The organism is Rhodococcus sp. C1, from assembly GCF_020809065.1.
GTDB classification, from domain to species: domain Bacteria; phylum Actinomycetota; class Actinomycetes; order Mycobacteriales; family Mycobacteriaceae; genus Rhodococcus_F; species Rhodococcus_F qingshengii.
On the sequence record NZ_CP078080.1, the window covers coordinates 613,050 to 634,648 of the forward strand.

Sequence of the window (21,599 nt, forward strand, 5' to 3'; positions counted from 1 at the left end):
AGAGTGAGCATCACTCTCGGTCAGTGGTGCCGTCGCCATGTCGATCTGTGCCGCACCTCTTCAGGAATGTGTTCGAGCTGACGATTCGTCTCGCTCATCCCATACTTTTCTGATTTTCGGAGGTCTCACATGTCTTCACTCGCTTCGCATTCTCTGCACGTAGCGGTCGAGTTGACCGGATCCGGTCACCATCCGGCCGCTGAGGGCGCACCCGGCAACCTGCCCATCATCGGCGGCGACTACTGGGTGGACCTCACCGAGGGTGAAAAGGCTCTCGATTTGGCTTCATTCCCTACCAATGTGGTTCGGATTCGCGCTGCGGATCTGCGTGAGGCACAGCTCGAACGCGCACGGATACGCGCTGCCGTCGCTGAAGAAGGACGCGATCCCGACAGCGTCGCAGTGCTGGTCGATCTCGAGATTCTGATCGCGCCGGAGGCTCGCTCCGCTCGTAAGGAGCTTGCGCAGTTGGACAGCGCGTTGACCTCGCCGCGGGTTCCCGTTTCGCTTCATTACGTCGGAACGCCTTCCGGTCTCGGCAGTTTGATCGCCGATATCCGAGCTGCGGAGGTCGCCGACGGCGTTACGTTGCTGCCTCTCGCATTGCCTCGCACGCTCGAGCATCTGGTGGACAGCACCATTCCGTGGCTTCAGGATCGCGGACTTGTCACACCGTCCACCGCAGTCGACGAGGTTCTCGGGCGTTTCGGACTGCCGCCCCGTCATCGCACGCTTGCGTCCTGATCGTCACCGATTGCATCTGCGTACAGGTGGAACAGCGACGGTAATTCGTCGGCACCGTCCACCTGTGCCAGAAGCGTCCAGCACTGCGCAGTGATCGACCGAGCCCTCGTGCCGATCCAGTTGGTGGGCAGTAGTTCCGGCGGCAACAGCGGATCCGGTTCCATGGCTCGCGTGAATTCCGCCGCGAGTTCGATGGTCATCGTGACAGCATCGGTACCCGGACTGTTCTGCAGTTTGTGCAGGCGTGCGGTCGCTACGTCGAGTAGCCGTTCGTATCCGTCAGCGATCTGGTCCAGTGGCCACAACTGCGCGGCAATCTTCACGGGGTCTTCGAGAGTGCCCACTTTCAGATCTCGAGTGGTGAGAGAAGACAGGTGCTGTTCGACGTCGAGTTCGGCGGCCGCATCGCGAATATACGGTTCCCAGGCGTGCGGCGAGACGTACAGACCGCCCTGGACGAGCGCGCCGCCGAGGTAAACGACCCTGGTGCGCAGCGCATCTCGCCCTTTCCGTGACGACTCCGGAATTGCGAATCCGGCCAGGTGCCAGTACCCGTCCCACGGCGTCACAGTGTCGCGGTCTTGTCGATAGGCCAGCCGAACGAATTCGACGTCGGGTTCCATCTCGCGCAGGGCTTTCGGCGTTGCTCGTAGCGTGGCCTGCCGCCCGCGACCTTCCTGAGTGAACTTCCCCTCGGTGACCAACCGCTTGATGCACAGCCGAACCTGTTGATCAGTTTTGCCGAGGGCGTCGGCGGTGGCATAAAGGGTGCGTCCGTCGACAGTTCCGTCCGTGCGCAGTAGTCCCTCGATCAAGATCCTCGTGGGTACCTCGACGTCCCTGTCGGTCATCGCCATGTCCTTTCCTCGCTTCTCGACATCTTCGCCCACAACTGTACTATCGAATGTAATACGATCGTTTCAAATTCGTACGTTAGGGCGGGAAGATGGCAGCGGAATCGATGAGCGAGGGCAAGAGTAAGCCTCGTTTACGCAGGTGGATGGTTACTTCCCTGGCGGTGGTCGTTGTTCTGATCGCGACTCTGGTGGGCTGGACGCTGTACCAGAACACCTATGACATCCGAGAGGAAAAAGTGACGATCACCGGGGGATCGGTGCCGCTCCAGGGACTCCTTGCACTGCCCGAACACGGTGACGGTCCCTTCGGGCTCGTGGTTTTCGTCCACGGAGACGGCCCGGTCGATGCAACACATGAGACGTTCTATCGACCGGTGTGGGAGGCGTTCGCAAAGGCGGGGTACGCGTCACTCTCCTGGGACAAGCCGGGGGTGAATGGGGCACCGGGCAATTGGCTCGACCAGAGCATGGACGATCGCGCGGCAGAAACGGAAGCGGCAATCGAGTGGGCGCGGGGACGTTCGGATATCGATCCGTCTCGGATCGGTCTGTGGGGTGCAAGCCAGGCAGGGTGGGTGATGCCTAAGGTGGTGAACCTCGACCCGGACGTAGCGTTCGTCATTGCCGTGGGTCCCGCGATCAACTGGCTCCAACAAGGCGAATTCAATACCCTAGCCGAACTTTCCGAGAGAAATGCGTCGGCCGACGAGTTCGAGAAAGCGCGGGTCGATCGTGCGAAGAACTTGGATCAGTTGGCCCGTGATGCATCGTTCGACGATCTCGTGGCCTCCGGCGAGGCCGACGGTCTCACCGAAGACCGGTGGAACTTCATCCGAAAGAACTACCTCTCGGATGCGCGAGCCGATCTCGAAACCGTGAAGGTTCCGGTGCTCTTGATCATCGGCGGACAAGACGTCAACGTCGACGTGGCTGATACCGAAAGGGTGTATCGCGAATTGTTGGACACTCCAGGGCAATTGGTGGTCAAGAAGTACCCCGACGCTACGCATTCGATCGTGGACAAGGATCTCGAAGACTCGGAAGTGAGGTCCGCTCTGGTGGCCGTCCTTGCTCCCCGTTCGATCTTCGCTCCCGGCTATCTAGCGGATCAGACTGCATTTTTGGAGGGAATTCATGGCTGACGGAATCACGGTTGTCGCACTGGGTGGTGCCGGTGCCATGGGCTCGGCAGCAGTTCGTCTGGCCGCAACATTGCCGGGAATCGGCAAGGTAGTAGTCGCGGATCGCGATATCGATGCTGCGAAGCGTCTTTCAGTTGAACTGGCGCAGGCGTCAGCGGAAGTCGAGGCGCGCCGCATCGACGTCACGGACGGTCGCACGCTACGTGAATTGCTTGACGGCGCAGACGTGGTCGTCAATACGGTCGGACCGTTTTTCCGTTTCGGCGTCGGCATTCTCCAGGCAGCGATCGGGACCGGGACTCACTATCTCGACATCTGCGACGACTGGGAGCCGGCCGTCGACATGCTGGAATTGGACTGTGCCGCGAGGGGAGCCGGAATCTGTGCGGTAGTCGGCATGGGCGCAAGTCCCGGGATGAGTAACCTCCTGGCCGCGATGGCAGTCTCGCGATTGGACGTGGTCGACGATCTGTATACAGCCTGGCCGGTTGATGTCGAGGGCGAGGACGAGTCGGTGGACACATTGAGTGCAGCCGCCGTTCACTGGATGCAGCAGATCAGCGGCCAGGTTCCGGTGGTTCGTGCGGGGCGAATCGTCAACGAAGAACCGTTGCGTTCCATCGCACTCGAACTGCCCGGCGGACGTCGGGGGAACGCTTACGTGGTCGGGCATCCGGAGCCGGTGATGTTTCATCGGACCATCAATCCTGCGGGGCATTCGGCAAATCTGATGGTCATCACACCGGAAACCGTGGCGTTTCTCGACGTTCTCCGCGCCGACATCGACAAGGGGAGAATCGATCTCGACTCGGCCGCCGAAGAATTGGGCAAGCCTTCGCTCGGACGGATGATCCGTGCTGCGCCTCGAATGCTCACGCGCGCCGGCCACGGATCCCTGCCGTTGTTCTTCGCCTCGGCGACAGGAATGTTCGACGGAAGAGCGATGCGCGTCGTGGCCCGGATTGCCGACGATTCACCGGTGTCGGAGTTGCTGTCGGACATGGCCGGTGCAACCGGAATCCCCTTGGCGCTCGGCCTTGCTCAGGTGGTGTCCCGGCTCGCCGACGGAACGATTTCGGATCGGATCGGTGTGCACTCACCCGAGAGCGTCGTCGACCCGGAAGTTCTGTTCACTGCGCTGGCGCGGTTGTTCGATCGAACCGACTGGAGTGAGATCGTCACCGTCGAATCCGAGTTCCGCTAGTCAGTTCGCGGCGTGTGATCCGATGCGACTGCGGATTTCGGTCTCGACGCGATCGGCGTCCTTGGGGCTGAACGAAGGCGATCCGTGGCCGGCGAGAGTGAGTACCACCGCGGTCTCCTTCCACGGGCGTGAAAGATCCAGGCTGTACCACGAGCTGAAATCTGTTGTTCCCCAGATTCGTAGGCGTCCGCTCAGCCATGACATGACTCCGAGGTCGACGGATTCGATCTGCGAGTACAGGACGAACTTGCTGACAAACGGAAAGTAGTAGTGGCGGATCGTGACGCCCTGATCGTCGATCCGGACGGTTCGGTCCTCGTAGATTGTCGATGTTCCTGCACTCACAGTGATAACCCGGTTCCTGCTGGTCGATGCTCTCGATGGCTGCCTGAAAACCAACCATACAGTCTCTATTGGGACAGGCTGCGAGCGCGGGCGTCAAGCGCTGGTGGGCCTTGAGACGACGAGATCACTCACCGCGATCTGAGCGTTGCCGATTGCCGCCTGAACCGGTTCGCAACTACTCGATGCTCTGGCGAGCGCAAGAACTGCGGTGAGTAGGGCGGCGTCGGGCTCTCCTTCGAACGGTCCGCTCTGGACGTCGAACTTTCCAGCGCGCAACTGCTTTCGGGCATTGATTCCAAGTTGTGAAATGACCTCGTCCATCGCGGTCAGGCACTGGGCGAGCGCGCCGATCGACCAGTAGAGATCGGCAGCGACGACGGGTGTCTGCGATGCCACGGTACCGGCGCGGCGCAATCGGTGGTGAGTGTCTCGGAGTATCTCGGGCAGCCTGTGGTCTGCGCAATGTTCCATCCCGCCGCCTCCGTAAGGTGTAAAGTTAGGTTATTCAATTACGGTAGGGCAGGACGGTAAGGGATGCAAGTAGTTTTAGACGATTACGTCGCCGGTGCGTCGTTTGCGACCGACTTGGTCAATACCTCGCCCCGCGTGTGGGTGGAGGCAGGTGACGCGTTGGCTGCCCCTCAGGCGCTTCACGATCTACTGGACGAACATGGACTCTCGCCGGATGCGCTCACCAACGGACGTCGGCTTACCAGCGGTGAACTTGCTGAGGTCAAGGAACTCAGAGAGGGGATTCGTTCGATTCTCGATGCTCCGACTTCCGATGAGCTCGTTGATCGCACTCATCGACTCCTGCAGACCGTCCCGCATCACGTCCGACTCGTGCCTGATGCCCGGTCCGACTATCGATGGAATGCGGTACCGGACAGCAGAATCAATCTCACCGGCGAACTTGCGCTGTTGATCGGCTACTCGTTGCTGGGGACTCTGCGCACATTGGGGTACGAACGATTCCGCCCATGCGCCTCGCCGACGTGCAACGGGGTGTTCGTCGATACAAGCCGTGGAGGGCGACGCCGCTACTGCATGCCGGCGTTGTGCGGCAACCGAATCAACGTCGCGAATCACCGTCAACGGCAGCGTCGTACTTAGCGTCTGCGCTTGCCCGGTCGATAGTGACAATCGAACAGAGTACGGCCGACTGTATGGGGAACTTCAACGAGATACAGACCACGTCAATCCCGCACGATTGTCGCCATGGCAACTCCTAGTAGATGGCGGCTCGTATGAAAGCCCGTTCTGTCTCCGCGACAGCAGTTATCAGCGTTGGGGTTTTCACCCTGGCCGGGTGTGGCGGCGCATCCAGTCCCGGAGGTTCGGTCGGTGAGTATGCAAAGGACGGCAGTTTCACGACTGTCATCAACGCCGATCCCGGAAATCTGCACCCTCTGATCACCAACCTTACGTCGACTCAGATCGTGAACGCGTACTCGTACGATTCGTTGATCGACATCGACGCGCAAACACGCACTGTGCGTCCCTATCTGGCGGAGAGCTGGAGTGAAGAAGGGAACACGCTGAAGTTCGTGCTCAAGAAGGGCATCACTTGTGCCGACGGCACTTCCTTCACCGCACAGACCGCGGCCGATGACATCAACTGGGTCATGGATCCTGAAAACGCTTCACCGCTACGCGGATCCACTGTGCCGATGTCGACTTCGGCCTCAGCGGACGGTGACGAACTGACGGTGACTACCGCCGAGCCAGCGCCCTTCCTGCTCTCTCGAATCGGCGCGTTGCGGCTTCCGTGCGCTGCGACGCTCGAAGACCCGGCCAGCATCCGTTCGAGTAGCAACGGAACGGGTCTGTTCAAGGTCACCGAAGTTGTTCCGAACGATCACATCACGATGGAACGCCGCGACGGTTACACCTGGAGTCCGAACGGCGAGACCACTTCCGACACTCTCGGAGTGCCGAAGACAGTGACGATCAAGATTGTCACCGATCCCAGTACGACGGCGAATCTTGTTCTCACCGGCGGAGTGAATGCCGCAGCGGTCACCGGTTCGGACGAGGAACGAGTCTTGGCCGCGGGTCTGGATTCGAAGACCTACACCACGTTGTCCGGCGAGTTCATCTTCAATCATTTCGCGGCCCTACCCACGGCAGACCGTGCTGTGCGGCAGGCCCTCGTGCAGGCAGTAGACCTGGACGACTACACCGAGATCACCACCGGCGGTAAAGGAACCCGCGCACGCGCCCTCGCGGTTTCGGAACCCCTTGCCTGCGACTACAACAGTGTCGAAGGGACGATCCCCGATTTCGACGTCGATGCAGCAAAGAAAACGCTGTCCGACGCAGGTTGGAAGGCGGGTCCCGACGGCATCCTGACGAAGGACGGTCGACCGCTTGCCCTCAACGTGATTTTCAACAACTCACGCGATACGAACTCTGCCGCCGCGGAATACGTGGCAACACAGTGGGAAGGACTGGGCGCGAATGTGAAACTGACCGGCGGCGACTACAGTTTTGTCATCGCCAACACATTCAGCACCACCGACCTGTCGTCGTGGGACGTTTCCATCGGTTTGACGCTGGGGAGTGATACGCCGAGCATCTTTGCCAAGTACTTCACCGGCCCGCCCAAACCTGAAGGAGTGAACTTCGCTTCCCTCGACAACAAGAAGTACATCGAATTGTCCACTGAGGCTTCGCTTCTTCCCGGTGACGAGTCTTGCAAGGTCTGGGAGGAAAGTGAGCGCGCGTTGTTCAACGACATCGACCTGCTGCCGGTATCCACGACTCCCGCTCACATGTTCTTCAACGGCGCAACGTCGATCTACCCGCCATCGAGCGGAATCCTTCCGGGCTCGGCGATCCGTGTCCTGAAGTAGGACCCTCGACAACCGCTCACTTTCGGGTATTGATCATCCGAAGAGCAAACCGAAATACCACTGCAGCACCCGCACCTGCAGCCAGGCCGGCGACGACATCGGCAAGAAGGACACCGACGCCTATGCCCAGGACGGCAGCGGCGGCGACAGCAAGGGCTACGTCAGCACGAGGAGCGGCGATCGCGGCATCCTTTCCCCGAGTATCGAACGAGCACCCATCTCAACGGAGCATGTCACGAAACTGTCGTCCGCAGGTGTATCAACAGCAAAATGTGTGAAACGCGTCGGCCCCGACGGAGTTGGACTCCGCCGGGGCCGGGCTGTGTGTACAGCGCAGTGTGTATTGCGCGCTGGCTCAGTGTGTCGGAACGGATTCCTTCGACGTGGTCGGGGACGTATCGGTGTGCTGGCTACCAATCTCCTTGCGGGAGTTGGAGCTGTTGAACCGAGGGAGGAAACCGGCCAGGACGAGTGCGACGACGGCGGATCCCGCAGCGAGGGCCATGACGACGCGGAAAGCGTTCTCCGACGGCAGCGTTGCCCCACCGATGGACATGGTCATCTGGGCGATGACGACACCCGCGATGGCGCTGGCGAATGATGTACCGAGGGAGCGCATCAGGGTGTTGAAGCTGTTGGCTGCACCGGTCTCGGACGGAGGAACAGCCCCCATGATGAGAGCGGGCATCGCGCCGTAAGCCATACCGGTACCGGCGCCGATGATCACGGCGATCACGATCAGTTCCCAAATCGAGTGCATGGCGAAAATGCCGATGCCGTAACCGATTGCGACGACAACGGCGCCGAGCATGAGCGTCACCTTGGGGCCGTGCGAATTGGTGATGCGTGAGGACAGCGGAGAGATCAGCATCATGATGATGCCGGAGGGAGCCATGACCAGACCTGCGGTGAGCATCGAACCGCCTAGGCCGTAACCAGTGACTTCAGGCAACTGGACTACCTGGGGAAAGACCATGCTGGCGGCGAACATCGCGAATCCGAACACGATCGATGCGAGGTTGGTGAAGAGCACCTGGCGGCGGATGGATACGCGTAGATCCACCAGCGGCTTGGGGGTGCGTAGTTCCCACCAAGCCCAGAATCCGAATATCAGGATCGCGGCGCCGAACAAGGAAAGCGTGAGCGTGCTCGTCCAACCCCAGTCGCCACCTTTGGAAATGGCCAGTAGTAGAGCGATGAGGGCGGCTGAGAGCGAGATTGCCCCGCCGAAGTCGAACGTGCCACCTGTGCGAACCGTCGATTCGGGGACCAGGACGACAACAAGAACGGCCGCAAGAGCGCCGAGCACGGCTGACGCCCAGAACAGGACGTGCCAGTCGGCGTACTCGGCGATCAAAGCCGCGATCGGAAGACCTAGAGCGCCGCCGACTCCCAGTGAAGCGCTCATCATCGCAACAGCGCCGGCGAGCTTCTTGGGCGGAAGCACGTCGCGCATCACACTGATGCCCAGCGGAATGACGCCGGCAGCAAGGCCCTGCAGGATTCGGCCGGCAACGAGGGGGATAACGCTCGAACTGAGTGCTCCGACCACCGAACCGGTTACCAACAGCGCCATGCTGATCAGGAGTAGACGCCGTTTGCCGAACATGTCGCCCAAGCGGCCCATGGTCGGGACGGCGACGGCAGCTGCGAGCAGCGTGGCGGTCACAGCCCACGCGGTATCGGACGCCGGCGCGTTCAGGTACTCGGGCAGATGCGGGATGATCGGGATCACCAGCGTCTGCATGAGCGAGACGACGATGCCGGAAAACGCCAGAACAGCCACCACTGCGGTGGTGGCTGGCGACTTCGTTGTCTGTGGCGGCGTTGTCGGTGGTGGTGAAGTGGTTGACGACATTGCGGTAACTCCATCGGAGGAAGAACGAATAATAGTTTAAGTCAGTTGCTTGAACTAAAGTTAAATCAAGTGACTGACTTAACGGAAGGCTGTGTCTCCGATCGTGACGAATATCTCCGGTGCCGAGCAGCTTCGGATGGTCGAGGATGATGGTGTCCATGACTACGAGGACTGAGGACGCGTCGGCCGATGTCGGCGGCGCCGCAAATTCCGCGCGCTCTGCTGCAACCCGAGACCGCATTCTCGCCGTCGCCGAGCAGTTGTTCGCAGAACATGGAGTCTTCGCGGTTTCGAACCGTCAGGTGAGCGACGCGGCAGGTCAGGGCAACAATGCTGCCGTCGGATATCACTTCGGAACCAAGACCGATCTGGTCCGCGCGATCGTGAACAAGCATTCCCAGCAGGTCGAGAAGAACCGTGGCGAACTGCTGCGTGAGATCGAAGGGTCCACAAATGTTCGTGACTGGATTTCGTGTCTGGTTCGGGCGTCGACCGATCACTACGCCGAAATGGGTGGCCCGACCTGGTATGCGCGGTTCAGCGCGCAGATTCTCACCGACCCGGTCCTGCGGAAAATCGTTTACGACGAGGTGCTGGCCTCGCCTACTCTGCAGGAGACGCTTCGCGGACTTTCAGCCTGTCTGACTGACATGCCGATGAGTGTTCGACGCGCCCGCGCGGACATCGGGCGTAATGCGATCGTGCACATGTTCGCCGAACGCGAGCGCACGCTTGCCGAAGAGGGGCCGGACGCGGTCACGTCATGGGAGGACTTCACGACCGACCTCGTCGACGCGCTGGTCGGACTTTGGACGGCTCCGATCAGCCGCTGACCGGCCGTTTGTCCGCGCTAGCCGCCCGGTCCGGGGCAACCCTGCGCAATGGATCTCGCGTCGGCGGAAGATCCAGGAGCAAGCCGACTCCGGCAAGAATGATGACAAGACCGCCAACGAGCGCGAAGGTAACAGGCTCGTTCAACCACAGCACTCCGATGGCTGATGCCGAAATCGGAACGAGAAGAGTGACGGCCGATGCCGCGACTGGACCCGCCTGACGAATTATCCAGAAGTAGACCAGGTAGCCACCGGCGGTAGCCCCCAGCCCCAGGGCTACCACGGCGATGAGTGGGCCGACGGTTATGGGCCCCGGAGGGGGAGCGACGGCGGACACCGGCACCAAGAGGGCGACCGCGGCAAGTTGTTGGCCGAGGGCCAGCGTCAGGGGTGGAGTGTCCTGGAACGACTTTCGTGCGTAGACACCTCCGACTGCGTACAGCAGCGCCGCGGTCAAAGATGCGCCAATGGCCAGCATTGCGCGACTGTCGATCGCTGACGGAATTCCGCCGACAAGCACCGAGACGCCGACGATGCCGATCGCGACCCCCGAGAGTTTTCGCCAGGTGATCTTTTGTCGAAGCCAGAAAGCGGCGACGAATACTGTGAACATCGGAGTCGTGGCATTCAGGATCGACGCCGTCGACGAGTTGAGGCCGACGATCGCAGTTGCGACAAGTGTCAGGGGCCCAGCGACATTGAGGGCAGCCAGCAGTAGGAATGCAGGAAACCGATGACGGACCGCGCGCCAGGTCGATCTGCTGGAAGCAGTTATCAGCGCGAGAACCAACGCTGCAACAATGAAGCGGCCGTGCGTCGTGCCGACGGCGCCGAGAGTTGGTGCTGCCACAGCAACCAGAGGGAACGAGCTTCCCCAAAGCATGCCGACCAACAGCAAAGCTCCAACTACGGCGAATCGGCTGCTGCCGATTGCTTTCCAGTTCTTCATTGCTCCTCTTCGTCGACGACCACGCGGACATGGATGGTCGATGCCAGACCTACCTTATACCCCCGGTAGGTATAAGGTTGAGTGTGTCATGATGCTGTAGGTGACCCGAGACTGGGGACGCATTATTCGTTCTCCTGCAATGGTTTATGTGCCGAGATGCTGTACGCGCAGACCTTCAAGTTATCTCCAATATACCTATAGGGGGTATATTGATTGTGTCGGGCTCGCTTTCCGGGCCACATCCGTCCAGCAAAAGAACAGGAATCCCAATGAGCAGTTGTGGCTGTGGCAACACCCCGAAGTCTGACGCCAAAGGCGATGTCGGCGCTGTCGGTTCGGCGATGCCGACCGGTGGGAAAGACCTACTCACCGCTGGCAGTAGTGAACTCGTCGAATGTCGGGTCATGCCGGGCAGCGTGATCGAGAAGGTGCGTGCCGAAGCGGAAGGCCTGTTTCGTGACTTCGAAGGAAATCGGTACTGGTTCTGCTGCAAGGGATGTGGTCCTCGGTTCGACGCAAATCCCAGGAAGTATGCCGACGTGAGCTGAGCGAAAAGTGGTGGTGCAGGCGATGGCTGCACCACCACTTTCGTTGTAGCCCTGTCGGGGGCAGTCGGACCGTCGACATCAGACGGCGCGAGCGCACGCGCACTGGGCAGCCGCCAAGGTGCATTCGCCTCGGGTGGTTTCGTACGTCGCCTGTACGGGCAATTCAGCAACCGTCTCCCGAGGCCAAAGTGCAAATCCTGCAACGGCTCCCACCGCGGCAAGCGCTGCAAGGATGCTCCAGGTGACCGCAAATCCCGCGCTCGAACCAACCCATCCGGCGATCGGATAGGTGACAAGCCAGGCAAGGTGCGACAGGGAGAACTGGGCTGCGAACACCTCCGGAATACTTGCGGGGTCGACGGAGCGCCGAAGTACTTTTCCGGTCGGCGTGACGAGCATGGCCATCCCGGCGCCGACGAGTGCCCACACTGCGGCAGTGAGCATCCACGTGAATGCACCGGCCACGGCGAGGGCTGCTGCCGCGCTGGCACTGACGACCAAGACAACGGAACCTGCTGTCATCACAGTGCGTTCAGCGGTTCTGTCGAGAACGCGTGGAAGAAGCAGCGCGGTCACCAACGTGCCGGTGCCTGACGCGGCAAGCATCCACGCCACGTCGGATTGGGTTCCACCGAGCTCGTCGCGGACGTAGTTGACGGTGTTGACCACCACGATCGATCCGGCTGCTGCCGCCACGAGATTGAGTGCCATGATGCCGCGCAGTCGCGGCGTGGTCACGAAGATTCGCACCCCCGACGCGATCCGATCCCACGCCTTGCGGTGAGTACTTCGGCGAGCGTTGGGGATTCGGGTGGCCAGCACGAGCAGTGCCGAGACCGCAAAGCCCACGGAGGTGGCGACGAACAACAGGTTGAATGTCATGAAGGACAGTGCGACCGCGGCAAGAACAGGGCTGAGCAGGCTTTCCATCGTGTAAGCGACCTGCGATGCCGACAGTGCGCGGGTGAAATCGGCCTCGTCGGTCACGATGTCAGGGATGACCGCCTGGAACGTGGGAGTGAACGCTGCCGACGCAGCTTGGAGAACGCCTACCAGCACGTAGATGTGCCAGATCTCGCTGACGAAGGGCAATGCGATCACGACCGCTGCACGAATGGCGTCGAGGGCAACGAGGAAAGCCCGCCTCGGCAACCGGTCTACGTACGCCGCCGCGAGTGGAGCGATCACGACGTACAGGGACATCTTGATCGTCAGCGCGGTGGCCAGCACGGCTCCGGCGCTCGGTCCGGCGAGTTCGTAGGCGAGTAGACCCAGCGCAACCGTCGCCAACCCGGTGCCGAACAGCGCGATGATCTGGGCGCTGAAGAGCAGGCGATAGTCGCGAATCAAGAACAGACGCAGGCTGTTCCGTTCCGGTGCGGAGTTAGCGATCCGGTTCATTTGGTTTCACTCCCGCGACAAGATTGAAAGCTCCGGTCAGGACATTGAGGGCGACGATTCCGACTACGTCGGCGATCTCGCGATCACCGTAGCCGTGCGCTCGAAGGCCCGTGATGTGTTCGTCTGAAATCGAGGCAGGCTCCCGATAGACGCGAAGCCCGAGGTCGATCATTGCCGCGATGGCGGGATCGGCCGAGGTGCCCGCGCGGGCACGCTCGATCTCGTCCGCCTCGACGCCGTTGGCGTGCGCGGCGGCCACGTGGGCTTCGAGGCAAACAGCGCAACCTTGCTGGACCTGCACAGCGATAGAGATTCGCTCGGTGATCTTGCGGCTCAGTTTCGCTCGCTTCATTGCTCGGCTGAGTTGCAGATAGCCGCCCAGCACAGCGGGCGAATGAGCCATCGCCGCGACCATGTCACCGACCTGTCCGTGACGGTTGACGAGTTCGGCGAGAAGGTCTTTCGATGCACCGACAGCGGTGGTGGGCGTGAGAGAAGCAAGGCGCGACATAACGAGTCCTAAGTGGTTCCGCCGGTGGTGGGTTCGGCTGGTGACAGCCGGCCGAACCCACCACCGGAGTTGGTCAAGAATTGACGGTGGATTGAACGGGTCGAGGATCGTCGACCTTGGTCGACCGCATCACGATCGCGGTGATTGCTGCGCCAACCACTGCGATGGCGGCTGCTCCGAGGAACACGGCGGAGAAACCGTTCGTCAACTCCGTCAGGTCACCGAGTTGATCAGCGCCGAACACTGCTGCGATCGCGGTCATCACCGCGAGGCCGACAGCCGAGCCGACCTGGTAGCTGACGTTGACGATGCCGGAAGCCAATCCGCCCTCTTCCGGGCGCGCAGCCGAAATCGCCGTACCGAGTGAGGGAATGAACGCCAGCGTCATACCTGCCGCAGCCACGAGCGATGCCGGCAGTACGTCGACCCAGAAGTTGCCGGTGGGCCGGATCAACGACATCCAACCCAAACCGATTCCCAGTACCAGCAATCCGGTCACGATCATCGCTTTTGCACCGAAGCGTGCCATGGCCCGTGGTGCCACGACGACCATGCCGAGCATGACGAAGATCGTCATCGGCAGCAGCGCCGCACCGGCCGGGAAGGCGCTGTATCCGAGCACTTGCTGCAGGTACAGGTTCAGGAAGAACCACATCGGTATCCAGGCAGCGCCGAGGACGAGCTGAGCGATGTTCGCGGCACCGAGGTTGGGCGCCTTGAAGATTCCCAGACGCACCAGAGGTTCCCGACGCTTGGACTGGATCAACACGAATGCACCCAACAGAGCGGCCGAAACGGCGAGCGCCAGCCACGTCTGCCCGGATCCCCATCCAACATCAGGTGCTCTGACGATGCCGAAGACTCCGACAGCAAGACCTGCGGTGACAGCGAGTGCGCCGAGGAAGTCGATCGACCCGGTACGTGCCGGTGCGTTCGGCATCAGGAGGGGAGTAGCGATCAGCGCGATGACAGCGATGGGAATGTTGAGGTAAAACACCCAAGGCCAGCTGGTGTATTCGGTGATGACGCCGCCGAGGAACACGCCGGCCGTACCGCCGGCCGGGGCGGCAGCGCCGTAGATGGACAGCGCCTTGGTCATTTCCTTTTGTGTCCTGCCGAACAGCATCATCAGCAAGGTGAGCGCCGATGGTGCGATGAGTGCGGCGCCTGCGCCCTGGACTGCACGGCCCGCAAGTTCGACGGCGACGTTACCGGCGGCACCGGCGACAACGGAACCGATCAGCAGGATCAGCCAACCAGCAGAGAACACTCTGCGGGCGCCGAACAGGTCGGACAGGCGGCCGCCGAGGAGGAGTAGCCCGCCGAACGCGATGACGTACGCATTGAAGACCCAGGTCAGGCCTTCTTGGGAAAAGCCGAGATCGCTCTGCATCTGGGGGAGAGCGACGCCGATGATGGAGGTGTCCATGATTACCATGAACTGAGCGGCGGCGATCAACGCCAACGCCCACCACTTACGGGTGGATTTCGGTTGTGTGGACATTCTGAGTTCCTTACCTGTACGGGGTATAGGTGATGCTTGTGTGGTCAAGGGGTGTCGTAAGCGGGCCTGGGTGACATCGGCGCAGCGCTTCGTTGGGGTGCACGGGGAAATGCTGCTCTTGGAACTCATTCGGCCGGCGCTCTGCGTAGATGCGCATCGGATCTCCTTCGAGTGAATTCAGGGTGTTCGAGTAGTTCGTTGCATACCCTAGGGGGGTATGGTACAAATTGCAACAGGTTCGATGTCAAGGAGTGCAGAACCTGACGCAGACGGCAACGAAAGTGCTGCCGACCCAAACTTTGGAGGGCAAGATGTTCAGCGACAACGGCTACACACTGGAATTGGCAACGTCGGAGGCGGCCGTCGGCAACCATGTCCCCTTGCAGTTCCGGATCCTGGATCCGGTTGGAACTCCGTTGATCCGGTACACCGACACCCACGACAAGCAGTTGCATCTGATCGTGGTCGGTCTGGACCTGACCGGATTCCAGCACGTGCATCCCGAATTGGACGAGAACGGAAACTGGCATGTGTCAGTCGATTTCGATCATGCGGGAGACTATCGAGTATTCGCTGATTTCACTCCGGACGGTGGTGACGGAATCACGCTCAGTGCGGATGTGCGCGTCGCCGGGTCCTATGATCCTCGGCCGTTGCCCGCCGCTGCTGCCGCCACGACGGTCGACGGCTATACCGTCTCCCTCGAAGGCGCGGCCCATGCCGGCCAGACATCGAAGCTCACGCTCTCGGTCAGTCGTGACGGAATCCCGGTCACAGACTTGCAGCCCTACCTTGCTGCGTACGGGCATCTGGTCGCGTTGCGTGCCTCCGACCTCGCCTATCTCCATGTCCATCCGGACGGCTACCCCGGTGACGGTGTCACGCCGGCCGGACCGGCTATCACCTTCTACGCCAACATGCCGAGCGCTGAGGACTACCGGTTATTCCTGGACTTCAAACATGGCGAAGTGGTACGTACGGCGGAATTCACGCTGACGGCCGACAATGCGACCACGCCTGGGGTCGAACACTCGAGCCACTCGCACCACGGGCACTGAAACCGAATGCGTTTCGCAGCAACGGGAAAACGGGCATGGGCAATCGCCATGCATCCATCTGTTCGTGCAGTAGCGAAATGCGTGGCGATGTGCGCAGTGATTGCTCTGCAAGACAACGGAAGTCGAAGAGTCGCCGCACATCGCCCCGGTAACGAGAATTGTTGCGAAGTCACGCGTTGACGAACAGGAGGACATCGAATGTCGGAAGCGACAGAAGTGGGCAGTGCGCCAAGCAGTGCTCCAAACAGTGCCCAAGGCAGTGATGCGACCGGCGATGCATGCTGCACGAGTGATTCGCACGGCTACATCACCGCCAAGGGCGACTACCTGGCGCGTCTGCGTCGCATAGAAGGTCAAGCTCGCGGCCTGCAGCGCATGGTCGACGAGGACAAGTACTGTATCGACATCCTGACGCAGGTGTCGGCGATGACCAAAGGCCTCCAGGCGGTGGCCATGGGCCTGCTCGAGGACCACATCGGCCACTGCGTCGTCAAAGCCGCTGTTGCCGGTGGGCCCGAGGCGGACGCGAAGATCAAAGAAGCGAACGACGCGATTGCGCGATTGGTCCGCTCATAGAATTGTGATGAACATTGATACCTTGGTGCGCATGTTCAGTATCGAGATCCGTCGTACATTCGCTGTGAGGCAGGGGCTTCCGGCACCGGTGCGGGACGCGAAGAACTTGCCGCCGCTGATGCCTGCCGACGGATTTCGCGTGACGATGCGAGTGGCGTTCTCGTTCGAGGACGACCAACTCGGAGAACGTGGATGGTTTGTCGACACGGACGCTCTGGACGAGTCCGTCGATCGATGTGCCGAGCAATTGGCGAGCGGTGCCTGGCCGGAGATTTTCGATTTCCGTCCGTCATTCGAGAATGTCGCGAAGTGGGCTTTCAGTGAACTTGCGTCCAGCATTCCTCAGCTGACCTACGTCGAACTCGACAACGAGACGATCGGTGTGGCAACAAGATACGTCAGATCACACTGATCTGACGTATCTCGTTGACGCACCGCGTTCGGTCGACCGGCCTACTGGTAGAGGCGCAACGCAGAACCGATGAAGGTCTTACCGAATGCGAGTCCGGCCTTGTTGAAGTAGAAGCTCAAGACCGTATCTGCAAACGGGACTGCGGACACCGTTTTGGTGATCTGTGACTCGGCGTCCGCCCACTCCGCGCACGCTGCTTCGCCGGTCAAGCCGGATGCCTTGGCAACGGCTGCTTCGTAGGCGGGGTTGTTGATCGAAGAGAAGTTCTTACCTGCTGCCGGAGCAGGACCGGAGAAGAACGGGACGAACCCGCTGGGAACCGAATTGTTGATCTGGATCCACGCGATGTCCCACTGGTTGTTGTCCTTGCCACTGAGCATGACGTCGACAACCTTGGTCTGGTCGGCTCCTGTCACCTCGACGGTCGCACCGAGGTCGGACCATGCCGACTGGGTGAGCTCGGCTGCCGCGCTGCGCGCATCTTCGCCGGCAGCGTAGAAGAGGCGGAGGGTCAGCGGCTTTCCGTCCTTGCTTCGTTTGCCGTCGGAGCCGGCGGTCCAACCTGCAGCGTCCAGTGTTGCCTTTGCTGCGCTGAGGTCGAAGTCCGGAATGTTGCCTGCGACAGAGTCGTACACACAGGCTCGGGGCTCGACGGAGACAAGACTTGTTGCACGGGTGCCCTGGCCGCCGGTGATGACTTCAGCGAGATCGTCGAGATTGACAGCCTGGACGAGAGCTTTTCGAACGGCGGGATCACTGGTCGGATTGTCCGCAATCTGATTGAAGTACATCTGACCGGCGGGAAGTGGGCGCTGGACCGAGTCGAAATTGGCGGCATCGATGCGATCCTTGTCCGGACCGGCGATCGGAGATGCGCTCAGTTCGCCTGAGAGAAGCTGGTTTGCTGCGGTGCTGACATTGGGTGCCATGACAGCAATGACTGTCTTGGGGACACCCGGTGTGTCGGAGGTGGTGTCGTCGGGCCCCCAGCTGTAACCGTCACGACGCTCGAACGTGTAGTGGTCATTGGCCGAGACTTCGGTGACTTCGAACATGCCGGAGCCCAGCGACTTGTTGTTCGAGGCGGTCGGATCTTCGAGTCCGGCATCGCACATGATCGGGAGGCGACTGATGGTGAGGAGGAGGAACGGGGTCGGCGCCGGAGTGGTTACCGTGATGGTGCGGGTGGCGAGATCGGCAGTGGCCGAAGCGCCGATGGGAACTGTGGTGCCGCGTTGTTGTGAACCCTTGGCTGGATCGGCTACGAAGTTGATGTTGTTCGCGACGGTCTGTGCAGTCAGCGTCGACCCGTCGGTACAGGTCACGCCTTCACGAATGGTGAAGGACGCGGAGGTCGGCGTTTCTTCCCACTTCTCGGCCAACCATGGTTTGAATTCACTGGTTTCAGGATCCTGGTAGACCAGGGAGTCGTACGCCAGCTTCGAAATTTCCGCGGTTGCCGCAGAGCCGGACATGATCGGGTTGAGTGCACCCGGATCGCCTTGCAACGCGTACCGGAAGGTTCCGTCAGTCAGAGGCTCACCGCCGCCGGAGCCCGAGGACGTGCCTCCCGAGCTGCAAGCCGACAATACGAGCGCGAGCCCCGCGGTCGCGGCAAGCGTCGAATAGGAGCGGTGTTTCATTGTGCCTCCGTGAAGGAGCCGGGGCCCGGGAGTGAATCGTGAGGGCGCAGTCGAGTGTGACCGCTAAATCTTGGCGTAGGACGTGACGGGCATCTCGGTCGATCCTCACGAAAATCGGGCGGATTTTTGTTCGATTTCACGAAGGTTGGAGTTCTGGTTCAGTTCACGGGGAGTCGAGGTCACTTCGTCGTGGCCACCCGGTCTCCGTGAGCACGGTTGCTGGAACTGACCTCAACGGGGAGGTGGGGCCGAGACCGTGGAGGTCTGCGTCGTCGTCGATTTCGGACCAGAATTCGTCCGCCGAAACATCAAGGCCGAGAACGATCCACGGCGGTCCGGCTTCTTGGAACGCGTACGAGACGGTTCCGGTACGCGGAATTGTCGTATCGAACAGTCGGTCTCCGACGGGATAGCCCTGCTGCTCGCCGACCAAAGTCAAGGTAGTCGGTTCGAAGGATGCATCGCGCAGAATCTTCTCGACTGCGCGGTCGAAGCTCTGCTGGACGCTGAACTCTTCGTCCGAGTTCGAACCGGTGAACTCGGGGAAATGCGCACAACACAAAACGTATGGGCCTGCTGAGTTGCAGTAGAGACGAAACACGGGAAATCCACCGGCCACGACGTGACGTTAGCAGGGCGTCGAAATGGAGAAGTTGCTGTTTCAGCAAAGATGGTTGCGTGAGTTGTGGAAGGTCGTTCATCCTGGGTGCATGAGCAACGAACACCACAATCACCACGAAAACTCCGATACCACTGAGAATCCGTACGCCAAGGCGGACGCACAGTTCTGGAACTCGCTGTACGAGGAACGCCCCGCACGCTGGAGCGGAAATCCCAACCCACAGTTGATTGCCGAAGCCTCCGACCTGGAACCGGGCACGGCACTCGACGTCGGTTGCGGCGAAGGTGCCGACGCTTTGTGGTTGGCGCGTCGCGGGTGGAAGGTCACCGGCACCGACATCTCGTCGGTTGCGCTCGGCCGCGCCCAGGCTCACGTCGAGGGCGAAGGCGTCGACATCGAATGGCTGGAAGCCGACCTGACGAAGTGGGATCCGCAGGGGCGCTCGTTCGATCTGGTGTCCGCGCAGTTCTTCCACATGCTCGAACCCGCGCGCGGGGAATTGTTCCGTGCTCTCGGAGATCTGGTCGCGCCCGGCGGGCATTTGCTGATCGTGGGCCACTCACCTCACGAGTCGCCGACCGAGCACCATCGGGCCATGCTCCATACACCCGAATACGTGGAGTCGCTGTTCACCGATGGTTGGAAGGTGTTGGTCTCGGAGTCGCGGGAACGTGATCTTCCCGCGAACCCCGAGATGCATCACACGACGGATACCGTTGTGCTGCTTCAGCGATTGAGTGCGAGCACCGACAGCAACTCGTAAGCGACGTGGGCGGCTGCGATACCGGTGATCTCGGCGTGGTCGTACGCCGGCGCTACCTCGACGATGTCGGCGCCGACCACGTTGAGTCCCACCAACCCACGCAGTGTGTTCAACAATTCGCGAGAGGTCATGCCGCCCGCTTCGGGTGTTCCGGTGCCCGGAGCGTGGGCGGGATCGAGTACGTCGATGTCGACGGAGACGTACACCGGGCCACCGTCGAGGCGCTTACGCATGCGCTCGACGATGCTGGCGACACCGTCGACCTCGTAGTCGTCACTGCGGATCACCTGGAAGCCGAGGACGCGGTCGTCTTCGAGGTCTTTCTCGCTGTAGAGCGGTCCACGGATGCCGATGTGCTGCGAACGCTCCATGTCGATCAGGCCCTCTTCGCTGGCGCGGCGGAAGGGGGTGCCGTGGGTGAAAGGCTGACCGAAGTAGGTGTCCCAGGTGTCGAGATGAGCGTCGAAGTGCAGGACGGCGATCGGGCCGTGATCGCGGGCCAGTGAACGCAGGATCGGCAGTGCGATGGTGTGATCGCCGCCGAGCGTGAGCACGGAGGAACCGTCGGCGCGCAGGTCGGTGACGGCGGACTGAACCGTCGTGAGAGCTTCCTGGATGTCGAAGGGGTTGACGCCGATGTCGCCGAAATCGGCTACCTGCTGGTTGGCGAAGGGCGAGACCTTCAGCGCTGGGTTGTACGGACGCAGCAGCTTCGACGCAGCGCGGATGTGCCCCGGACCGAACCGGGCACCGGGGCGGTAGCTGACACCCGAATCGAAGGGGATGCCGAGGATTGTCACGTCGGCGCGCGAGACCTCGTCCAGGCGCGGGAGACGCGCAAAGGTGGTCGGCTCGGCGTAGCGGGGGACGCGCGTGGCGTCGACGGGTCCGATGAACGATCCGGGGTTGTTGGTAGCCATGTGCAGAGGTCCCTGCTCTCGATTCGGCGCACACCGGGCGCCCTTCAGTGATGTAGCTCTCTGAGCAAGTATGGTTTCTTCAAGAGGCTCGGTTGTCAACCCCTGTTTCCTGAAAGGGACACGGCGGTCGTGAAGGAGTGGGTTCAGTGGCCAAGGCGAAGGAAGCGGTCGAGCCGGTCGGACCGCGCATCGGGGCGAGGCTCAAGGCGGCACGTCAATCGAAGCGGTTGACCCTCGACGACCTGGCCGAGGCCTGTGGTGTGACCAAGGGGTATCTCTCGAAACTCGAGCGCGATCACGTCAACGCGTCGGTGGCGACCCTGATCAAGGTGTGCGCGGTGCTCGAGATCCCTGTCGGATCCCTGTTCGAGAATGCGTCCGCCGGTGAAGTAGTCCGCGCCGACGCCATGCCGCAAATCAGCTTCGGTGGCGAAAAGATGACGGAGTACCTGCTCACGCCTACCAACGAGCGTCGAATCCAGGTGCTGCTCGGCGAGCTGGAACCAGGCGGCGGAAGTGGTCGGGAGTTCTACAGTCTGCCGATCGACGTGAACTTCGTGCACGTGCTCGAGGGCGGCTTGCGGGTCTCGTTCGAGGGCGGTCGGACGGATCCGAACGGTGAGGCCGTCGATGCCGAAGACGTCGTACTTGCGGCGGGCGATTCCTTCACATTCACGCCGACGCACAACCATAGTTTTCAGGCCGAAGGCTCGGTTCTGGCGAAGGTTCTGTGGGTCTTGAATCCGGCATTGCCGGAAGGGCCCCGCGCGTCGTCTTCGTGAGACTCGAATCCGTGAATGTTGATTCTTAGGAAACAAGAGTTGACATGATTGGCGGCACCCGTCACGCTGGTA

General features: G+C 61.2%; 23 protein-coding genes. 12 read left to right on the forward strand and 11 right to left on the reverse strand.

Annotated features, from left to right (window positions below; all coding sequences use genetic code 11):
* The first annotated feature begins 129 nt into the window (after positions 1 to 129).
* The gene (locus tag KTR60_RS02795) at positions 130 to 744 is read left to right on the forward strand and encodes a hypothetical protein (RefSeq protein ID WP_050655923.1); all 615 of its coding nucleotides are present in this window, start codon (positions 130 to 132) and stop codon (positions 742 to 744) included.
* On the opposite strand, the gene KTR60_RS02800 is transcribed toward KTR60_RS02795, so the two are convergent.
* Positions 723 to 1,601 carry a PaaX family transcriptional regulator C-terminal domain-containing protein gene (locus KTR60_RS02800; protein ID WP_206434809.1) on the reverse strand — a complete coding sequence of 293 codons (879 nt, stop codon included), beginning with the start codon at positions 1,599 to 1,601 and terminating at the stop codon, positions 723 to 725. The two genes, KTR60_RS02795 and KTR60_RS02800, sit on opposite strands and share 22 nt — an antisense overlap.
* 143 nt (positions 1,602 to 1,744) lie before the next feature.
* Between KTR60_RS02800 and KTR60_RS02805 the strand changes: the two genes are divergently transcribed.
* Together KTR60_RS02805 and KTR60_RS02810 are read left to right on the forward strand one after the other, a co-directional pair.
* Positions 1,745 to 2,743 carry an alpha/beta hydrolase family protein gene (locus KTR60_RS02805; RefSeq protein WP_228402255.1) on the forward strand — a complete coding sequence of 333 codons (999 nt, stop codon included), beginning with the start codon at positions 1,745 to 1,747 and terminating at the stop codon, positions 2,741 to 2,743.
* The gene (locus KTR60_RS02810) at positions 2,736 to 3,947 is read left to right on the forward strand and encodes a saccharopine dehydrogenase family protein (RefSeq protein ID WP_228401775.1); all 1,212 of its coding nucleotides are present in this window, start codon (positions 2,736 to 2,738) and stop codon (positions 3,945 to 3,947) included. Before KTR60_RS02805 ends, KTR60_RS02810 begins: the two co-directional genes overlap by 8 nt.
* Here the strand turns inward: KTR60_RS02810 and KTR60_RS02815 are convergent, their stop codons facing one another.
* Both KTR60_RS02815 and KTR60_RS02820 read right to left on the reverse strand, forming a co-directional pair.
* Positions 3,948 to 4,292, reverse strand: coding sequence for a hypothetical protein (locus tag KTR60_RS02815; protein ID WP_042450522.1), 345 nt, complete (start codon positions 4,290 to 4,292; stop codon positions 3,948 to 3,950).
* Between the two features lie 93 nt (positions 4,293 to 4,385).
* Positions 4,386 to 4,763, reverse strand: a complete 378-nt coding sequence (locus KTR60_RS02820; RefSeq protein ID WP_042450525.1) for a hypothetical protein — start codon at positions 4,761 to 4,763, stop codon at positions 4,386 to 4,388.
* Between the two features lie 63 nt (positions 4,764 to 4,826).
* On the opposite strand from KTR60_RS02820, the gene KTR60_RS02825 reads away from it, so the two are divergent.
* Both KTR60_RS02825 and KTR60_RS02830 read left to right on the forward strand, forming a co-directional pair.
* Complete coding sequence (locus KTR60_RS02825; protein ID WP_042450527.1) at positions 4,827 to 5,405, forward strand: CGNR zinc finger domain-containing protein; 579 nt, start codon at positions 4,827 to 4,829, stop codon at positions 5,403 to 5,405.
* Between the two features lie 134 nt (positions 5,406 to 5,539).
* Positions 5,540 to 7,147, forward strand: coding sequence for an ABC transporter substrate-binding protein (locus tag KTR60_RS02830; RefSeq protein ID WP_218695577.1), 1,608 nt, complete (start codon positions 5,540 to 5,542; stop codon positions 7,145 to 7,147).
* A 355-nt stretch (positions 7,148 to 7,502) separates the two neighbouring features.
* On the opposite strand, the gene KTR60_RS02835 is transcribed toward KTR60_RS02830, so the two are convergent.
* A complete protein-coding gene (locus KTR60_RS02835) occupies positions 7,503 to 9,005 on the reverse strand; it encodes an MFS transporter (RefSeq protein WP_020906025.1) in 1,503 nt (500 codons plus the stop codon).
* Between the two features lie 158 nt (positions 9,006 to 9,163).
* Between KTR60_RS02835 and KTR60_RS02840 the strand changes: the two genes are divergently transcribed.
* A complete protein-coding gene (locus KTR60_RS02840; RefSeq protein WP_042450572.1) occupies positions 9,164 to 9,838 on the forward strand; it encodes a TetR/AcrR family transcriptional regulator in 675 nt (224 codons plus the stop codon).
* On the opposite strand, the gene KTR60_RS02845 is transcribed toward KTR60_RS02840, so the two are convergent.
* On the reverse strand, positions 9,828 to 10,787 hold the full coding sequence (locus KTR60_RS02845; protein WP_208689917.1) for a DMT family transporter: 960 nt from the start codon (positions 10,785 to 10,787) through the stop codon (positions 9,828 to 9,830). The two genes, KTR60_RS02840 and KTR60_RS02845, sit on opposite strands and share 11 nt — an antisense overlap.
* 269 nt (positions 10,788 to 11,056) lie before the next feature.
* On the opposite strand from KTR60_RS02845, the gene KTR60_RS02850 reads away from it, so the two are divergent.
* Positions 11,057 to 11,335: a YHS domain-containing protein gene (locus KTR60_RS02850; protein WP_003941173.1), complete on the forward strand. Its 279-nt coding sequence runs from the start codon at positions 11,057 to 11,059 to the stop codon at positions 11,333 to 11,335.
* A 78-nt stretch (positions 11,336 to 11,413) separates the two neighbouring features.
* Here KTR60_RS02850 and KTR60_RS02855 read toward each other — a convergent pair whose 3' ends face one another.
* The 3 genes from KTR60_RS02855 to KTR60_RS02865 form a co-directional block, all read right to left on the reverse strand.
* Positions 11,414 to 12,736, reverse strand: a complete 1,323-nt coding sequence (locus KTR60_RS02855; protein ID WP_178377292.1) for an MFS transporter — start codon at positions 12,734 to 12,736, stop codon at positions 11,414 to 11,416.
* Positions 12,720 to 13,247, reverse strand: coding sequence for a carboxymuconolactone decarboxylase family protein (locus KTR60_RS02860; protein ID WP_020906029.1), 528 nt, complete (start codon positions 13,245 to 13,247; stop codon positions 12,720 to 12,722). Before KTR60_RS02860 ends, KTR60_RS02855 begins: the two co-directional genes overlap by 17 nt.
* A gap of 73 nt (positions 13,248 to 13,320) precedes the next feature.
* Positions 13,321 to 14,751: an MFS transporter gene (locus KTR60_RS02865; protein ID WP_228401777.1), complete on the reverse strand. Its 1,431-nt coding sequence runs from the start codon at positions 14,749 to 14,751 to the stop codon at positions 13,321 to 13,323.
* Between the two features lie 311 nt (positions 14,752 to 15,062).
* On the opposite strand from KTR60_RS02865, the gene KTR60_RS02870 reads away from it, so the two are divergent.
* The 3 genes from KTR60_RS02870 (at position 15,063) to KTR60_RS02880 (ending at position 16,797) form a co-directional block, all read left to right on the forward strand.
* Positions 15,063 to 15,809 carry a hypothetical protein gene (locus KTR60_RS02870; protein WP_416309251.1) on the forward strand — a complete coding sequence of 249 codons (747 nt, stop codon included), beginning with the start codon at positions 15,063 to 15,065 and terminating at the stop codon, positions 15,807 to 15,809.
* Between the two features lie 198 nt (positions 15,810 to 16,007).
* Positions 16,008 to 16,385, forward strand: coding sequence for a metal-sensitive transcriptional regulator (locus tag KTR60_RS02875; protein WP_020906032.1), 378 nt, complete (start codon positions 16,008 to 16,010; stop codon positions 16,383 to 16,385).
* 7 nt (positions 16,386 to 16,392) lie between these two features.
* Positions 16,393 to 16,797 (forward strand): 6-carboxytetrahydropterin synthase, encoded by a 405-nt coding sequence (locus KTR60_RS02880; protein ID WP_007727099.1) that lies wholly within the window; start codon positions 16,393 to 16,395, stop codon positions 16,795 to 16,797.
* Positions 16,798 to 16,838: 41 nt separating this feature from the next.
* Here the strand turns inward: KTR60_RS02880 and KTR60_RS02885 are convergent, their stop codons facing one another.
* Together KTR60_RS02885 and KTR60_RS02890 are read right to left on the reverse strand one after the other, a co-directional pair.
* The gene (locus KTR60_RS02885; protein ID WP_003941166.1) at positions 16,839 to 18,440 is read right to left on the reverse strand and encodes an ABC transporter substrate-binding protein; all 1,602 of its coding nucleotides are present in this window, start codon (positions 18,438 to 18,440) and stop codon (positions 16,839 to 16,841) included.
* A 163-nt stretch (positions 18,441 to 18,603) separates the two neighbouring features.
* The gene (locus KTR60_RS02890) at positions 18,604 to 19,059 is read right to left on the reverse strand and encodes a hypothetical protein (protein ID WP_228401782.1); all 456 of its coding nucleotides are present in this window, start codon (positions 19,057 to 19,059) and stop codon (positions 18,604 to 18,606) included.
* Between the two features lie 91 nt (positions 19,060 to 19,150).
* On the opposite strand from KTR60_RS02890, the gene KTR60_RS02895 reads away from it, so the two are divergent.
* Positions 19,151 to 19,825 (forward strand): class I SAM-dependent methyltransferase, encoded by a 675-nt coding sequence (locus tag KTR60_RS02895; protein WP_037129351.1) that lies wholly within the window; start codon positions 19,151 to 19,153, stop codon positions 19,823 to 19,825.
* Here KTR60_RS02895 and speB read toward each other — a convergent pair.
* On the reverse strand, positions 19,789 to 20,745 hold the full coding sequence (gene speB, locus KTR60_RS02900; protein WP_003941134.1) for an agmatinase: 957 nt from the start codon (positions 20,743 to 20,745) through the stop codon (positions 19,789 to 19,791). The two genes, KTR60_RS02895 and speB, sit on opposite strands and share 37 nt — an antisense overlap.
* A gap of 146 nt (positions 20,746 to 20,891) precedes the next feature.
* Between speB and KTR60_RS02905 the strand changes: the two genes are divergently transcribed.
* On the forward strand, positions 20,892 to 21,527 hold the full coding sequence (locus KTR60_RS02905) for a helix-turn-helix domain-containing protein (RefSeq protein WP_007727089.1): 636 nt from the start codon (positions 20,892 to 20,894) through the stop codon (positions 21,525 to 21,527).
* Positions 21,528 to 21,599: the final 72 nt, after the last annotated feature.

Coding starts and splice junctions, on each gene's coding strand:
- KTR60_RS02805 (WP_228402255.1), top strand. CDS start 1,745: ATGGTTACTTCCCTGGCGGTGGTCGTTGTTCTGATCGCGACTCTGGTG.
- KTR60_RS02830 (WP_218695577.1), top strand. CDS start 5,540: ATGAAAGCCCGTTCTGTCTCCGCGACAGCAGTTATCAGCGTTGGGGTT.
- KTR60_RS02860 (WP_020906029.1), bottom strand. CDS start 13,247: ATGTCGCGCCTTGCTTCTCTCACGCCCACCACCGCTGTCGGTGCATCG.
- KTR60_RS02865 (WP_228401777.1), bottom strand. CDS start 14,751: ATGTCCACACAACCGAAATCCACCCGTAAGTGGTGGGCGTTGGCGTTG.
- KTR60_RS02875 (WP_020906032.1), top strand. CDS start 16,008: ATGTCGGAAGCGACAGAAGTGGGCAGTGCGCCAAGCAGTGCTCCAAAC.
- KTR60_RS02895 (WP_037129351.1), top strand. CDS start 19,151: ATGAGCAACGAACACCACAATCACCACGAAAACTCCGATACCACTGAG.
- KTR60_RS02835 (WP_020906025.1), bottom strand. CDS start 9,005: ATGTCGTCAACCACTTCACCACCACCGACAACGCCGCCACAGACAACG.
- KTR60_RS02885 (WP_003941166.1), bottom strand. CDS start 18,440: ATGAAACACCGCTCCTATTCGACGCTTGCCGCGACCGCGGGGCTCGCG.
- KTR60_RS02850 (WP_003941173.1), top strand. CDS start 11,057: ATGAGCAGTTGTGGCTGTGGCAACACCCCGAAGTCTGACGCCAAAGGC.
- KTR60_RS02840 (WP_042450572.1), top strand. CDS start 9,164: ATGACTACGAGGACTGAGGACGCGTCGGCCGATGTCGGCGGCGCCGCA.
- speB (WP_003941134.1), bottom strand. CDS start 20,745: ATGGCTACCAACAACCCCGGATCGTTCATCGGACCCGTCGACGCCACG.
- KTR60_RS02810 (WP_228401775.1), top strand. CDS start 2,736: ATGGCTGACGGAATCACGGTTGTCGCACTGGGTGGTGCCGGTGCCATG.
- KTR60_RS02800 (WP_206434809.1), bottom strand. CDS start 1,601: ATGGCGATGACCGACAGGGACGTCGAGGTACCCACGAGGATCTTGATC.
- KTR60_RS02870 (WP_416309251.1), top strand. CDS start 15,063: ATGTTCAGCGACAACGGCTACACACTGGAATTGGCAACGTCGGAGGCG.
- KTR60_RS02795 (WP_050655923.1), top strand. CDS start 130: ATGTCTTCACTCGCTTCGCATTCTCTGCACGTAGCGGTCGAGTTGACC.
- KTR60_RS02880 (WP_007727099.1), top strand. CDS start 16,393: ATGAACATTGATACCTTGGTGCGCATGTTCAGTATCGAGATCCGTCGT.
- KTR60_RS02825 (WP_042450527.1), top strand. CDS start 4,827: ATGCAAGTAGTTTTAGACGATTACGTCGCCGGTGCGTCGTTTGCGACC.
- KTR60_RS02820 (WP_042450525.1), bottom strand. CDS start 4,763: ATGGAACATTGCGCAGACCACAGGCTGCCCGAGATACTCCGAGACACT.
- KTR60_RS02845 (WP_208689917.1), bottom strand. CDS start 10,787: ATGAAGAACTGGAAAGCAATCGGCAGCAGCCGATTCGCCGTAGTTGGA.
- KTR60_RS02855 (WP_178377292.1), bottom strand. CDS start 12,736: ATGAACCGGATCGCTAACTCCGCACCGGAACGGAACAGCCTGCGTCTG.